Below are 14,745 nucleotides of genomic sequence, written 5' to 3'. Positions count from 1 at the left end.
GTATATTATTGTATACTTTTAATCTCGGGTACACACTATGAAATATTCGCAATTTCACCGCATTATACGACGCAATGGATGGGTTTGTATCAGGTCACGTGGCAGTCATTACATCTATAAAAAAGGTAACAAAACCTATGCTGTCGCAAATCACGGTTCCAAAGAAATGGCGGAACCTACACGCTTGGAGGCAATTAAGATGATGGGCTTAGACTTAAAGAAGCAATGAGAACAATTAAGATAATTATAGCTCGAAGCAAAGATTTTTTCGGCGCTCACTCCGAAAATGTGAAAGGAATAAATGGAGGAGGCGCAACGATCGAGGAGGTGAAAAAATCTGTGTATGAATGTATTGACATTATTAAATCATTTGATGATAAAAACATTCCTGCCGCTTTGAAAGGCGAGTACGAGATTGAGTGGAAGCTTGATGTCGGAAGTTTTTTGAAATATTACAAAGGCATATTCAGCCAAACCGGGATAGCCAAGATTACGGGAATAAATGAGAAGCTGCTGAATCATTATGCCTCAGGCTTGAAAAAGCCGCGGCCCGCACAAGCTAAGAAAATCGAAGCGGCTCTGCACAAATTGGGGAGTGAACTATTAGCAGTAAAGCTTTGAGCCTTACTGCTAATAGCAACATTACTCGTTGATCTCTATTGAAAAATCAGCCTTAAAAGTTTCTCCGGCAGGTAGCTTCAAAATTCCTTCTTTTGTTTCAAAATTATGATCCGAATCAGCGCTGTCTGCAATGCCCAGCCAGGGTTCAATGCAAACAAAATCTCCTTTTGGCTTTGCCCAGATACCCAGATATGGAAAATCTTCAAAGCGGACGGTAACTACCTGTGCAGATTTGGTACTTCTTAAACTTACCTGCTTCGAGACCAAATGTTTGAAAATCAATGCGTCATTGTCGAACAAGTGGTGGTTCAAATGGAGCACATTGGTATTGTCAAAAATCTTTTTGGTCTCATTTCCGACTAATCCATCCTTGGTCAGCAGCCAGGTTGAGTCGTTTTCAATTGCTTCAAATTCCAGATAATAGTCGTTATAATCCTCACCGTCATGTATCGGGCACTTAAATGCAGGATGCCCGCCAAGAGAGAAGAGCATCTCGTTGTCTCCCTCATTAACGATTTCGTGACTTACCACAATCTTCCGTCCGTCCAACCGGTAAGTAATCTGGAAATCAAATGCGAAAGGATAAATTTCCAGTGTTTGTTCCGAGGATTTTAACCCGAATGTCAGGCTTGATTCAGTTTGTTCGAGAAGGATTACCTCAGGATTATTGCGCACGATTCCGTGACGTGGTACCGCATAATCCTTGCCATTGTACCGAGCAAAGCCATTTTTAATCGCTCCTATGACAGGGAACAAAACGGGCGCATAGCTCGGCCAAACGTCCGGATCCGCATTCCACATGAAATCCAGGCCTGTTACCGTCGATTGAATGCGGCGCAATTCTGCACCGGCTTGTTGCACGGCGATGCGTAAAAACTCATTCTCAATTGAATATTCCATAAGCTTGGTTTAAGAATTCAAAACATCAATAATCACCTTGCATGCGGTACGGATTTCTTCTTCCGAAATCACCAGCGGTGGCGCAATGCGCATTGCATTGTCGCAAAAGAGGAACCAGTCAGTCACTAAGCCATTTTCAATGCAGCGGTCGATCGTATTTTTCAGCTTTTCAAAAGACTCCATTTGCGCAGCCAGCATCAAGCCTCTTCCTCTTACTTCGCTGATCGCCGGGTGAACAAGCAGAGATTTGAACAACTCGCCTTTCTCAATGGCAAACTGTTGCAGGTTTTCGTCTAGTATCACATTCAAAGCGGCCAGGGAAGAAGCGCAGCAAACCGGATGTCCGCCAAATGTAGTAATGTGGCCCAGAATCGGATTGTTCTTGAAAACGCCCATTACTTCCTGTGAGGCCATAAATGCGCCGATCGGCATTCCGCCGCCCATTCCTTTCGCGCTTAGTAAAATGTCGGGATAAATGTCGAACTGTTCAAATGCCCAAAAACTCCCTGTCCGGCCAAAACCTGTTTGAATTTCGTCCAGGATCAGCAGCGCGCCTGTTTCTGTGCATCTTTGTCGCAATGCGATCATAAATTCCTTCTCAGGAACTCTCACGCCAGATTCTCCACCAATAACTTCGATGATCACCGCTGCTGTTTTGTTTGTGATCAGCTCCAAATCCGCAGTATTTCCGTGACGAATCTGTCGCATGCCGGGAAGCAGGGGACGGAAGTTTTGTTTAAAAAAATCGGCTCCCGCCAGACTTAGTGCGCCTTGCGTGGCGCCATGATAGGCGTTTACGCATGATACAAATTCATGCCGGCGTGTGAACCGCTTTGCAAGCTTCATCGCACCTTCGGTAGCCTCAGTGCCGGAATTGGTAAAATATACATTATCGATGAGCCCGAAAGGGGAGGACACAGGCGGGGCAAGAGCCAAAGTCTTTGTCAATGCAGCCGCCAGTTGCACCTGCGCACTTTGCACAAATTCGCCATAAACAAGCAAATGCATGTGCTTTTCGAGCTGCTCGTGAATGGCGGATATTATTTTCGGGTGCCGGTGACCCACGTTACTTACCGCAATGCCGGATATCAGATCTATGTATGACTTTCCATCTGCGCCATACATGTAAACTCCCTCAGCTCTGTCGATTTCGAGCGCGAGCGGGTAGTCGGAAGTTTGTGCCAGATGATCGAAAAATTGTTGACGATGTGTGGTATACATTCTTTACTTTTGATACTTTTATTAAGTATAGTTCTTTAAATATCTGTTTTTATTCGAAAAAAGTGGCGCTGCCGCCTACCCAGGTAAAATCCTTGTTAAACCGAACTCCGATCATTTCTCCCCGGCTCAACCGGCTCAGACTAATCAGCAGCTCCGGCTTGTCAGCATGATCTTCCCAGGCATACATCATCCTTACCTCACATTTCACCAATCCGTCAGGTGCTTGTATCACCGGTTCGTAGAATACTTTTCGCTGTAAAATGTAATTTTCAGGATCAGGCAATGCAATCAGGTTCGCTGTGGTAACTTGCAAACGCACGCCGGAGCCAGCGAATGAAAAAAGTGGTTTCAGAACGTAATTTTCAAGATCGTCCGGAAATTTACCCTCATAGTCGCTGACAAAGTGCGTTTCCGGAATGTACGGACCTTTGAGAAATGGCATAGAAAACTTGCTGATCCGGAAAAACCAGTTAGGATGCCCAACCCAGGTTACATCCACTTCATCGGTCAGGCGGTAGCTTGTGACCAGGTCGGGATAGTTCAGCAGATCATCAAATATCAGCCTGTTGTAAATTCGTTTAACTTGAATCTTACGTCCATCTTTTTCGTAAAAAAGCGATTTTCCCTCGCGGATTAACTTGGTGTAACATACCGGTTGAATTCCCAACATTTCCCCGGTTACAGCAAAATCAACGCGCGTTTTCTGCTTGTCAGGAAATATTTCGAGCAGGATCACGGACTCGGGTTCTTCGTCAGCCAGGATCAATGACCTCAGTTTTTGTACAAAAGCATTGTATCCGTCGCAATTGAAGAGGTACTGCAATTCAGAAAGTACATCGAAATGCATCTTGAATGCTTCCGACAAAAATGCCTGGTACCCGAATATAGACGGAAATCCCTGCAACTCGATCAATTGTGGTACCAACTCACCACTTTCGTCCCTGCAAATCGCGTAATCAATGGCCAGGAAAGAAGTATGCGCATTTTCGCCCGGTACAAATTGCTCCTCGGGAACGGCGCGTTCCGTTTTCGCTTTGAAGTCTGGCGAGCGCAATACTTCAATGATCTGCTCCGAAGCTTCGAGTATCTTCTCTTTCAGCGCTTTTGGAACAAATACCGGTGTTTCGGCAACCCGGAAGTCGAGCTGGCCTGGGAATGCGGATTCTATGTAAGCCACAAAATCCTGGTACTTTTTCTCGGAAAAAGACCGATTGAATGCTTCCCGGGCTTCCTTATGCATAGGCGGGCGTGAATGACTTATTTAATGCGTTTTTAAGAAATGCAGGCAAGATGACAGATTCAGTATGCAGTATCTTATCAGGATCGTTCAAATGCGCGATCATGTCGTTGTATTTTGTCTCTCCGTGTGCCGCAATAATGGCGGTTTTTTTATCCTCACGAAGAAAATACCGCAACATTCCTTCCGCGTCAGCTTCCGGGTGAAATTGCGTTCCGACGATTTCACCGGAAAAGCGGATCGCCATTACAGCGCGTTCTAGTGGTACATGCGGACGGATTTTTTCGAGACAAAGCAATTTGGCGCCCAGATCATCGAACATTGACTGATCAGGTTGGGTTACCTGGAAGTCGCGCGAGTCAACGATCCAGAATGGATCAGCAAGCGCGCTAAGCAGCGGATCTTTCCGGCCAATGCTGGTCTTGTGGACCGGAAACGTACCAAATGAAGTCTTTCTCCTCTTGCTCACGCGCGCCAGCTGCCAGTGTATGCAGGCCACTTGAAATGAATGGCAGATGAGGAATAAATGCTTCTTTACGCGGTTTTTACGTTTCAGGTTGTATTGAAATAGCTGGTCCAGAAACGAGAAGTACTTTTTCTCCCAGGCTTCTCCTACTGGTGAAGGGTTACCTGGCCCGCCCGTGGAAATATAGGCGTCGAAGTCTATTCCAGGGATTTCGAGCTTTTGGCGTACATCAAAAATTGTATATTCAACGGGTACTGCTTCTCTCTCACCGAAACTGGTGACGATCTTCTTGATGCATCGCATCCCTTCATTCTCGAACCCGTCGTACATATCCAGAATCGCCACCCGGAAATGTCGTGTATTGTTAATCATTTTGTGAGGGCTTTAAGCTGCGCATTTTGGCTGACAGCTTAAAGCATTTAGCTTTGTAGATTTATTTTCGGTAAAGTATTTAAACAAAACGACAGGGTATAAGTTCGGTTGAGGGAAATAAAAGAAGGCAACTTTCGCTATACCAGACCGATTTTTGTCTCTGCTACGATATAATCTACCACTGCATTCATGCTGCCGGTTTGTTCAAAAACGGCGAGCTGGCGATCAGCGCCTGTTCCCATTTCCATAATCTGGTGGATATAGTCGATTTCCTTCCGGCTTCCGAGCTCGTCAACCACGTCGTCGATAAATTCGAGCAGCTCGCCGGCGAGCAGTCTGTACTCCACTTCTTCCTGTTTCCCAAAATCAATGAGTTTTCCCTGTATTCCATACCGGGCCGCGCGCCATTTGTTTTCATTGATGAGCATTCGGTCGTAAATGCGAAAGCTAAGGTTCATTCTGTGCAGCTTGTAAATTTTTGCAACCAGCGCCTGCATAATCGCAGCCAGACAAATCGTCTCGTCAGTTCGCATTGGTACATCGCACATTCTGAACTCAATCGTATTGAAGAATGGGTGGACGCGAATATCCCACCAGATCTTCTTGCCGTTATCAATGCATTTGGTTTTGATCAGCAGGTTCACATACTCGTCGTATTCAGATGCACTTGAAAAATAGTCCGGTATCCCGGTTCTTGGAAACTTATCAAAAACCTTCGACCGGTAGGATTTGAAGCCTGTATTTCGTCCGCACCAGAATGGTGAGTTGGTAGATAGTGCATAAATATGCGGCAAAAAGTACCTCACCGCATTCATGATCTGAATTCCTTCATTGCGGTCTTCAATGCCTACATGTACGTGCAAACCAAAAATAAGGTTGCCGCGCGCCACGTCACGCATTTCGTCGATGATTTCGTCGTATCTCGGATCGTCGGTAATGAGCTGGTCCACCCAGTCGGCGAATGGGTGGGTACCCGCTGCGGCTACCTGCAGATTCTGCTTTTCAGCCAGGTCCAAAATCATTTTGCGCAAATAAGTCACTTCCTCGCGCGCTTCCTGAATGTTGTGGCAAATATTGGTACCTACTTCCACGACAGCCTGGTGCATTTCGGCTTTCACACGTTCTTTCAATGTGATCTTACCATCTTCAACCAGCTTCGACATATGCGACCGCAGGTTGCGGGTAACAGGATCTATCGTTTGAAATTCTTCTTCAATACCTAGTGTGAAAGTGGCCATAAAGGGCGATTTGGAATGCTTTGATCAGGACTTTTTCATTTTGGAATTCTTGGCAGGCGCTTTTGTCACCGCAGCTTTGTTGGTAGGCAACTGCGGGTCCGGTTCCGCGACCGGTTCTGAACTGCCAGCTGTCGGCTTTTTAACCGATTTTTTAGGTGTTACCGCCTTGATATTGACTTCCGTGGCCGAAGGAATGGGAGCTGGCTGAGCTGTTTGTGCTGGTGTAATACCCGCCTGGACTGCATTGCTGAGGAAGGTGCCCCAGGTAAGGTTCACCTGTCCGGGAACCTGCGCCTTCGCACGCTCAATCGCCATGTTTGCAGCTGCTTCTACCACCCATTCGAAATTGTCGGGGCCAACTGAGTAAATGTCTGCATCGGGTGCGGGATTGCAAAAATCAATTGCGTAAGGAACCCCGTCGCGCACGGCAAATTCCACCGTATTAAAATCATAGCCCAGCGCCTTGTTCAGTTTAAGGGTATAATCTTTGATTGTTTCGAGCAACTTTTCTCTTTCCTCACCGGTGGCCTTCAACTCCGACGCATATCTTAGATGGTGCGGGTTACGGGGTTCATAAGGCATGATCAGCACATCTTTCTGGCCAATGCAGTAGCAGCGAACATAATCGCTAAATTCAATTTCTTCCTGCAACATCATCACCAGCTGACCTGTTTCCTCATGTTTAAACCACAGATCCTGCGGATTTACAACCTTGTAAACGCTTTTCCAACCGCCGCCGTCGTGTGGTTTCATGTAAGCGGGAAAACCTACATACTGGAATATCTCCTCCCAGGCCATCGGAAATGCGAGGTTACGGAATGAAGTTTCGGTTGTATTATCCGGCCGCTGCTTCGAAGGCAGCAGAACCGTTTTCGGGACCGGCACCCCGATCTGTTCAGCGAGTGCATTGTTGAAGAATTTCTCGTCTGCGCTCCACCAGAATGGATTATTGATCACCGCGGTACCGCATAATGCCGCATTTTTCAGGTAAGCACGGTAAAAAGTTACGTCCTGTGAAATCCGGTCGATGATCACTGCGTATTCTGTCGGCGCGGCTTGTGCCACTTTATCAATGGTCACTGCCTCAGCGATGATATCTGGTTCTCCTTTACTGTTCACCCTTTCTATAAATGCATTTGGAAAAGTATTCTCCATCCCAAACAGTATGCCAATTTTTTTCATATTAAAAACGCGGTTTTGTTATTGATATAGTCCGTTTTACATGATCCTTGAAAGGTAGTCGGGGAACATCTTTGTCCACAAAGGCCAATCGTGTTTCTCCCAGCCCCGGATATCCAGCCAGTGATCTATGCCTTTTGCATTCAAAATATCGGACATTCTTACATTGCTGTCCAGGCAAATATCCCATTCAGAGGTACCCAGCACAATCTTCATGTGCCCGTACCGCCAGCCCTGCTCGTTGGGCATGAAATCAACAGGATTGTTGAAGTAAACGGTATCGTCGTAAAATCCATCGGTAAAGGTCCTGATATCGAATGCGCCGCTCATGCTCACCAGATAGGCGACAAGATCAGGGTGCCTGAAAGCGAAGTTGGCGGAATGAAAACCTCCGAAGCTGCATCCTGCCACGCCAATTCTGCCGACGTTACACTCGGCCTTTATATAAGGTACCAGCTCGTTTGCCAGGAACTTGTCGTACTGAATGTGATTGAGAACCCTGTATTGCGGGTTAAGGTGTTTGGCGTACCAGGAATCCGCATCTATCGAATCGACACAATAGAGCTTGTATTTACCCGAGTCAATCAAGGCTCTTACTGATTCGGTCAGTCCCATATCCTTTGCTTGGTAGTAGCGCCCGAGGGTGGTTGGAAAAAGCAGGATAGGGTACCCCCAGTTTCCGTAAACAAGCATATCAATGTCTCTGTCCAGGTGGTGAGAGTAGTATTTAATGTGCTTCTCTTCCAAATCAGCGGGGGTTAAATTTTATAAATGAAATATACAAAACAAATCATAGGAAGCAAATTAATAACTTGCACGTTTGTTTTGGTTCATTTTAGCGGTATAAGGGTTTGAGCGCAACGCATTCTTCCACATTTTTTGACGATATCAATATCTATTCCAACTTCCTCAAAAGGGAGGTTCGTGTTACTTTGCTGCTGCCTGCGGGGTTTGATCGTGCACAACTTTATCCATTAATCCTTTTCAACGACGGACAGGATTTTGCCGGGCTGAGGCTGGCAGAAACAACTTACGCATTGCAAAGAGCAGGGGAAATGAAGTCAGTGGTGATCGCAGGAATTCACGCAAACGACCGCCGCATTTACGAATACGGAACAGCAGGAAAGGTTGATTATGCGGGTAGGGGCAGTGAGGCGCAGCAAACTACCTCGTTTGTCACCGTGGAGCTTTTGCCGTTTTTACAACAGCATTACCAGGTAAGATCCTTCGGCAATGCATATGCGGGCTGCTCGCTGGGTGGACTCATGGCACTGGACATTGCTTTGCATTTTCCGGCATTGTTCCCGCTCACAGGCGTTTTCTCCGGCGCATTGTGGTGGAGGCAGAAGGCAATTGGCGAAGGTTACCAGGATTCCGACAGGATTATGCACGCGCAGATCAGGGATCTTCCGGTAAGACCTGCATTAAAGTGCTGGTTTCAATGCGGCTCTCAGGACGAGTATGATGATCGCGACGGCGACGGTGTGATCGACTCTATACAGGATACGCTGGAATGCATTGCCGAGTTGGAAAGAAAAGGAGCGATTTGGAACCAGGACGTTTTCTACACCGAAATTCCCGATGGGCGGCACGATCAGGCCACCTGGTCGCAGGTGATGCCTGAATTTCTCAAATGGGTTTCAGCAAATCTGGAATAAGATATTAGAGCTCGCTAAGGAAAGTCATGGTATCCACAGCATCCGCATAATCGAGCAGGCCCGGCTCCTGCGATTTTCCGAACGGCACATTTCCCGGAATACCTGCATTGCCTACCACGCATTGAATCTTCTCAGCCGACTCCTGCAACGCGGATTTTACAGTTTCCAAATCCGTGTATGTTTCAAAATGTAATACGCTGATCGGAGAAACGAGCGCACTGTTTTCGGTGATCATTAAAAAACCGTTGTCGAGGTGCGGAACCCTGTTAATCAGGAAAATCGACTTGTTGTACTCGTAGTTATTGAAGTATTTATGGTTTTGAAGATACAGGTGCGCCCTGTCTTCAATGGCTTCGTAAAACTTGGTAAAATCATATCCGGCAGGAACAAAGAGCTTGGATACGTTGCGGCAGCCCAAACCGAAATATTGAAGTACATCCCTGCCCAGCCATTGTAGTTCCTCGTGTGTTTCATTGCCAGTCAAAACAGCAGCAGAAGTCCGGTTCCGGCGGATCACATTGGGTTTATTGGCAAAATAGTAATGAAAGTAGCGTGCTGTGTTATCACTTCCTGTGGCAATGTAAGCGTCTGCCTCATTGAGCCGTTCCACAAACCTGATCTGCGGCGTAAGCTCAGGTTCGATCTGCATTAGCTGGTTAAGCAATGCAGAAATCAGCACCGGATCGTCAGAGCTGGGTTTCGCAAGTAGCGTGTGCCCGCTGATCAATACGCACAAAGCATCCTGAAACCCGACTGCCGGAATATTCCCGGCCATGACAACGCCTACTTTCCTGGATTCCTGCGGTTCCTGGTAACGGGCCGACCATGCACGCAGCTTTTCGGGATCAAGAAATTCGTTGGCAATTGCATTCAGGGACTTTCTGACATTTTCGGGAGTAAACCAGTTGTTCCGGCTGTTAGCTGATTCCACCCATTCCTGCACAACATCCGCATTCCCGGCTTCTGTGATGAATTTTCCCAAGTTTATGAACGCCTCTTCCCGCCTGATCCTTGCTAACATATTTATGAACTCTAAAAAGTTTTACTAACCTGCCGTTTTTATTTTTCTGATTGTTGGGAAACTATAAATAGTTATATTTGTTACTCTAAGCAGAAGAATAGCAACAAATATAAACAATCCGGCGACTATGGCTATAATGATAACCGATGAATGCATAAATTGTGGGGCGTGCGAGCCAGAGTGCCCCAATACAGCAATTTATGAAGGCGGGGTAGAGTGGACCTGGGGAGATGGGACCAGTTTAGATGAAGTAGATTTTGGCGACGGTACAGTGGTGAGCGGCAAGGAGAAGCAAGCGCCTGTTTCAGATGAGTTCTACTATATTGTTACCGATAAATGTACTGAATGCGTTGGCTTCCACGAAGAGCCGCAATGTGCCGCGGTTTGCCCGGTTGATTGCTGCGTGCCGGATCCCGACAATGAAGAGGAAGAAGATACATTACTAGCTAAGAAGGCCTGGATGCACGGCGAATAGCCTGTTCGGGATATAAAATGATGAAGCCCTGCCTTTGGCAGGGCTTTTTTTGTGCCCAAAATTCTACCAGAATGTCATTTTAAGAATAAATATTCTTCGCTATGAGGTGAGTTGTTTAGGAATAATATTCTGTTTATATCTATTTATGCAAAATTTTAATTTTAAGTAAATTATTGTTTACTACTGCATTTTATGTGTATTATCTGGTAAAAAAGAGCATAAAAACAGGAAAATTGCATTTTATTAGATAAAAATCACGTCAGATATTTGATTAATATAATTTATAAACAATATTTGATTCATAAATCCTGCCGGAGAGTAATCTAAACTTAAACAGAATATAATTATGAGAAAAGTCTATTGTACAGTATTATCTTTAATGGTCCCCTTTTTGGGTTTTGCAAAGTCTGGCGAAGACAAAAAGGCTGTTAAAGCTGATACAACAGTTGTTACGGAAGCAGCAGAGGAAGAGGGAAAGGGCGCATTCGCGTTCTCAGGCTATCTTGACTCTTATTATATGGCCAATTTTAACAAGCCAGCTTCCCGGTCAAACATGGGTGCAAGTAATGCACGCGTATTCGATCAGCGCTCCGGACAGTTTTCATTAGGTCTCGTTCAGACAAGAGTAGCTTACACCAATGCAAAGTCAGAAGCAGTAGTAGATTTGACATTCGGCCCGAATGCCAATATGGGTAACTACGGGAATGCCTTGTTCAGCACCGCACTTGCTATCAAACAAGCGTATTTCACTTACAGATTTACAGATAAGTTTTCAATGACCGCGGGACAGTTTGGAACGCACATCGGATATGAAGTGATCGACGCACCGGCCAACTTCAACTATTCTTTGTCAAACCTGTTCAACAATGGTCCATTCTATCACGCTGGTCTGAAAGCGACTTACGCGTTTTCTGATAAGGCATCTTTAATGGTAGGAGTTGTTAATAATGTAGACGGACTTGGTGATAATAACCGCGCAAAAGGTATTATCAGCCAGCTGTACCTGCAACCAGTTTCTGGCTGGAACGTGTATGTGAACTACATTGGAAGCAACGAAGCTAATTCTGACAGTCTGGGCAATCAGCCGGAGGGTTTGTATCAGGTGTTTGACCTGACTACCAGTTTTCAGGTCTCAGAGAAATTCCTGCTCGGTTTGAATGCAGCTTACGGAAGCCAAAAAGGAGATTTCCAGGGTGCAGACGGACCTGCCAGGACAGAATCGTGGAGCGGAGTTGCTGTTTATGCGAATACAGCAGTGACAGAAAACTTCGGAATCGGAGCACGTTACGAATACTTTAACAATGACAATGGCGTACGTGGATTACTGACGCGTGGTGAAGCCGGAACAAAGGTTAACTCTGTCACACTAACAGGTAACATCAGCCTTGCGGACGGCCACATTCTTGTAAAGCCTGAGTTCCGTCTTGACGCTTATCCTAAGCTTTCAGGCGCTGGCGAAGAGCAGCAATTCGAAGATTCAAAAGGTAACTGGACCAAGAACAGTCAGACCACTTTTGGGCTTGCCTTTATTTACAAATTCTAATTTTTATAACATACCTTCTTAATCTACCTATAATAATTTTTTACAATGGAAAAACGCAGTTTCATCCCACTGATTATCCTTCTGGTAATCGCCATTATCGGTGCCTTCGTACCTAATGTTCCGACTCAAATTGTCACCGAAGGAGTGAACGCCGGTGATACAGCCTGGTTGCTGGTTTCGGCCGCGCTGGTATTGCTGATGACGCCCGGCCTGGCTTATTTCTATGGCGGGATGGTCAACAACAAAAACGTGATTTCTACAATGCTCCAAAGCTTTATCGCAATGGGCGTAATCAGCGTGCTGTGGGTAGTGGTAGGTTTTAGTATCGCTTTCGGAGACGATTTCGGCGGAGTTGTCGGAAATCCTTTTACGCACTTTATGTTCAAAGGTGTTTTGGACGGTCCTGTTTGGGGAACCATTCCGTTCGCACTTTTCGCAATGTTCCAGATGAAGTTCGCGGTGATCACACCTGCGTTGGTAACAGGTTCAATGGCTGAGCGTATCAATTTCCGCTCTTATGTATTGTTTATTATCCTGTTCTGTATCTTCATCTACGCACCACTTGCGCACATGACCTGGCATGCAGACGGTATCCTTTTCAAAATGGGTGTGCTTGACTTCGCTGGTGGAACTGTGGTTCACATGTCTGCTGGCTGGGCTGCATTGGCTGGCGCACTTTACCTGAAAAGACGTAAATCACTACTGGAAGATCATACATTACCGCCTGCAAACATTCCGTTTGTTCTTTTGGGAACAGGTCTGCTTTGGTTTGGCTGGTTCGGCTTCAACGCCGGTTCGGCACTTGCAGCTGGTCCTCTCGCTGTTACTGCTTTCGCAACTACAAATACTGCTGCTGGTGCTGCTGGTCTTGCTTGGGTTCTTTTTGACGCTGCAAAGGGCAAGAAAGTATCTGCGCTTGGATTCTGTATCGGTGCGGTTGTAGGTCTTGTTGCGATCACGCCTGCTGCTGGTTTCGTAACTGTTCCTGCGGCACTTTTCATTGGTACTGTTGCATCGATTATCAGTAACTATGTAGCGCACCTGCGTACACGCTCTACTTTGGACGATACACTGGATGTGTTCCCTTGCCACGGTGTAGGCGGTATGGTAGGTATGTTGATGACCGGTATTTTCGCTACAAGCGGCGTTAATTCGCTGGTAGTTGATCAGGGACTTGCGTTCGGTGAAACCAAGTTGTTCATCAACCACGTAATTGCATTGGTAGGCGTATCTGCCTTCGCATTCGCCGGTTCGTTCCTTCTTTTGAAAGTTACCGACCTAATTTTACCGCTTCGTGTTTCTGAGCAGGATGAGAAAGCAGGTTTGGATGTCAGCCAACACGATGAGTTCTTAGTTGAGGCTTGATTTTACTCAACGTTTATATAAATATCAGGAAAGCCCGGCAAGTGCCGGGCTTTCCCTTTTTTGCATTACTATCTTCTATTCCTTGACTAAAACAGCTACCCTTTAATGAACAAGTATTTCAGCTTCCGCCTCTGTCACCTCCATTAATCCGGCCTCATTCAGCTGCTCGTATCTCACAAACTTGGTTTCATTAATAAGTAAAGGGTCGTATTTAACGGAAACCCGCACATAATTTTCGCTGAAACCGAGCATTTGCCCGTCCTGAACTTCATCTTCAAAGAGCACAGTTCCAGTTTTTCCGATTTGCTGCTCATAGAAGAAGCGGCGTTTCTTGTCAGAAAGAATGTGCAGCATTTTTGATCTGTCAGCTCGGATGTTTTTCGGTACCACCGGCTTAATCGCCAAAGCAGCTGTATTTTCTCTTTCTGAGTAGGTAAATACGTGCAGGTAAGAAATGTCAAGTTCGTTTAAAAAGCGGTAACTCTCTTCAAAGAGCTCCTGTGTTTCGCCGGGGTGACCTACAATAACGTCGACTCCAATGCAGCAGTCGGGCATCAAAGATTTAATTTTCGTAACCCGCTCGGCATACAATTCTCTTTTGTACCTGCGCTTCATCAATCCCAATACCTTATTGGAACCGGATTGCAGCGGAATGTGGAAGTGGGGGACAAATCTTTTGGACTGGGCTACGAATGCGATAATCTCGTCAGTCAGGAGGTTAGGCTCGATTGACGAAATGCGGAACCGCTCAATGCCGTCTACTTCGTCCAATGCTTTTACCAAATCCAGAAAGCTCTCTTTGCGCTCTCCGTTTTGTATCCCGAAATCTCCGATGTTTACGCCGGTGAGCACGATCTCTTTCACTTCACGTGCTGCAATCTCTTTGGCGGCTTTCACGATATTTTCAATGCTGTCGGATCTGCTTTTGCCGCGGGCCAATGGAATGGTGCAGTAGGAGCAAGGATAATCGCATCCATCCTGGACTTTCAAAAATGTGCGCGTTCTGTCATTCAGCGAGTAAGAGGTATGGTACTCAACTGCCTCATCAATATGCGAAGCCATAATTCTCGCTGGCTGACCTACCGGTGTTTTTTCAAAAGTATCGACCAAATCCGCAAGCCGGAATTTCTCGGCAGCACCTAGTACTGCATCAACTCCGGGAATCTCCGAAATTTCCGCAGGCTTTAATTGTGCGTAACAACCAATGATTGCAACATACCCGTCGGGATTGATCTTCTGGGCTTCCCGCACGATTTTCCGGCATTTTTTATCTGCATTCTCGGTGACCGAGCAGGTATTGATTATGAAAACATCCGGGCTTTCATTGAACTCAACGCGCGAATGCCCTTTGGCTTCGAACATTCTCGCGATCGAAGAGCTTTCTGAGTAGTTGAGCTTGCAGCCCAGTGTATAAAAAGCGACTTTTTTCATTTTTCCTGATTATCCCGC

15 protein-coding genes are annotated in these 14,745 nt (G+C 46.1%); 6 read left to right on the top strand and 9 right to left on the bottom strand.

The window, feature by feature from the left end; genetic code table 11:
• Positions 1 to 37 precede the first annotated feature (37 nt).
• Positions 38 to 229 carry a type II toxin-antitoxin system HicA family toxin gene (locus tag Q369_RS29840; protein ID WP_031527083.1) on the top strand — a complete coding sequence of 64 codons (192 nt, stop codon included), beginning with the start codon at positions 38 to 40 and terminating at the stop codon, positions 227 to 229.
• Positions 226 to 621 carry a hypothetical protein gene (locus tag Q369_RS0106960; RefSeq protein WP_031527082.1) on the top strand — a complete coding sequence of 132 codons (396 nt, stop codon included), beginning with the start codon at positions 226 to 228 and terminating at the stop codon, positions 619 to 621. Before Q369_RS29840 ends, Q369_RS0106960 begins: the two co-directional genes overlap by 4 nt.
• Before the next feature lie 21 nt (positions 622 to 642).
• Here the strand turns inward: Q369_RS0106960 and Q369_RS0106955 are convergent, their stop codons facing one another.
• From Q369_RS0106955 to Q369_RS0106925, 7 genes are all read right to left on the bottom strand, one after another.
• Positions 643 to 1,521, bottom strand: coding sequence for an aldose 1-epimerase family protein (locus Q369_RS0106955; RefSeq protein ID WP_031527081.1), 879 nt, complete (start codon positions 1,519 to 1,521; stop codon positions 643 to 645).
• Between the two features lie 9 nt (positions 1,522 to 1,530).
• Positions 1,531 to 2,742, bottom strand: coding sequence for an aspartate aminotransferase family protein (locus Q369_RS0106950; RefSeq protein ID WP_031527080.1), 1,212 nt, complete (start codon positions 2,740 to 2,742; stop codon positions 1,531 to 1,533).
• Between the two features lie 49 nt (positions 2,743 to 2,791).
• Positions 2,792 to 3,982, bottom strand: a complete 1,191-nt coding sequence (locus tag Q369_RS0106945; RefSeq protein WP_031527079.1) for a hypothetical protein — start codon at positions 3,980 to 3,982, stop codon at positions 2,792 to 2,794.
• A complete protein-coding gene (locus Q369_RS0106940) occupies positions 3,975 to 4,817 on the bottom strand; it encodes a type 1 glutamine amidotransferase (RefSeq protein WP_031527078.1) in 843 nt (280 codons plus the stop codon). The genes Q369_RS0106945 and Q369_RS0106940 overlap by 8 nt, the downstream gene beginning before the upstream one ends.
• 137 nt (positions 4,818 to 4,954) lie before the next feature.
• Positions 4,955 to 6,055 (bottom strand): carboxylate-amine ligase, encoded by a 1,101-nt coding sequence (locus tag Q369_RS0106935; RefSeq protein WP_031527077.1) that lies wholly within the window; start codon positions 6,053 to 6,055, stop codon positions 4,955 to 4,957.
• A gap of 24 nt (positions 6,056 to 6,079) precedes the next feature.
• A complete protein-coding gene (locus Q369_RS0106930; RefSeq protein ID WP_031527076.1) occupies positions 6,080 to 7,237 on the bottom strand; it encodes a glutathione synthase in 1,158 nt (385 codons plus the stop codon).
• Between the two features lie 36 nt (positions 7,238 to 7,273).
• Positions 7,274 to 7,981 (bottom strand): esterase family protein, encoded by a 708-nt coding sequence (locus Q369_RS0106925; protein ID WP_031527075.1) that lies wholly within the window; start codon positions 7,979 to 7,981, stop codon positions 7,274 to 7,276.
• Between the two features lie 104 nt (positions 7,982 to 8,085).
• On the opposite strand from Q369_RS0106925, the gene Q369_RS0106920 reads away from it, so the two are divergent.
• The gene (locus Q369_RS0106920; protein ID WP_031527074.1) at positions 8,086 to 8,892 is read left to right on the top strand and encodes an alpha/beta hydrolase; all 807 of its coding nucleotides are present in this window, start codon (positions 8,086 to 8,088) and stop codon (positions 8,890 to 8,892) included.
• Positions 8,893 to 8,896: 4 nt separating this feature from the next.
• Here the strand turns inward: Q369_RS0106920 and Q369_RS0106915 are convergent, their stop codons facing one another.
• The gene (locus Q369_RS0106915; RefSeq protein ID WP_229206760.1) at positions 8,897 to 9,874 is read right to left on the bottom strand and encodes an acyl-CoA reductase; all 978 of its coding nucleotides are present in this window, start codon (positions 9,872 to 9,874) and stop codon (positions 8,897 to 8,899) included.
• 166 nt (positions 9,875 to 10,040) lie between these two features.
• Here Q369_RS0106915 and Q369_RS0106910 point away from each other — a divergent pair, with 166 nt between their 5' ends.
• From Q369_RS0106910 to Q369_RS0106900, 3 genes are all read left to right on the top strand, one after another.
• Complete coding sequence (locus tag Q369_RS0106910; RefSeq protein WP_031527072.1) at positions 10,041 to 10,388, top strand: 4Fe-4S binding protein; 348 nt, start codon at positions 10,041 to 10,043, stop codon at positions 10,386 to 10,388.
• Positions 10,389 to 10,734: 346 nt separating this feature from the next.
• The gene (locus tag Q369_RS0106905; RefSeq protein ID WP_031527071.1) at positions 10,735 to 11,931 is read left to right on the top strand and encodes a porin; all 1,197 of its coding nucleotides are present in this window, start codon (positions 10,735 to 10,737) and stop codon (positions 11,929 to 11,931) included.
• Positions 11,932 to 11,976: 45 nt separating this feature from the next.
• A complete protein-coding gene (locus tag Q369_RS0106900; protein ID WP_031527070.1) occupies positions 11,977 to 13,296 on the top strand; it encodes an ammonium transporter in 1,320 nt (439 codons plus the stop codon).
• Positions 13,297 to 13,398: 102 nt separating this feature from the next.
• Here the strand turns inward: Q369_RS0106900 and mtaB are convergent, their stop codons facing one another.
• Positions 13,399 to 14,727: a tRNA (N(6)-L-threonylcarbamoyladenosine(37)-C(2))-methylthiotransferase MtaB gene (gene mtaB, locus Q369_RS0106895; RefSeq protein WP_031527069.1), complete on the bottom strand. Its 1,329-nt coding sequence runs from the start codon at positions 14,725 to 14,727 to the stop codon at positions 13,399 to 13,401.
• Between the last annotated feature and the right edge of the window lie 18 nt (positions 14,728 to 14,745).

The sequence above is a fragment of the Dyadobacter crusticola DSM 16708 genome (assembly GCF_000701505.1).
Lineage (GTDB): Bacteria > Bacteroidota > Bacteroidia > Cytophagales > Spirosomataceae > Dyadobacter > Dyadobacter crusticola.
The sequence above is the reverse complement of the archived record's forward strand: the minus strand, read 5'-3'. Positions and strand labels throughout refer to the sequence as shown.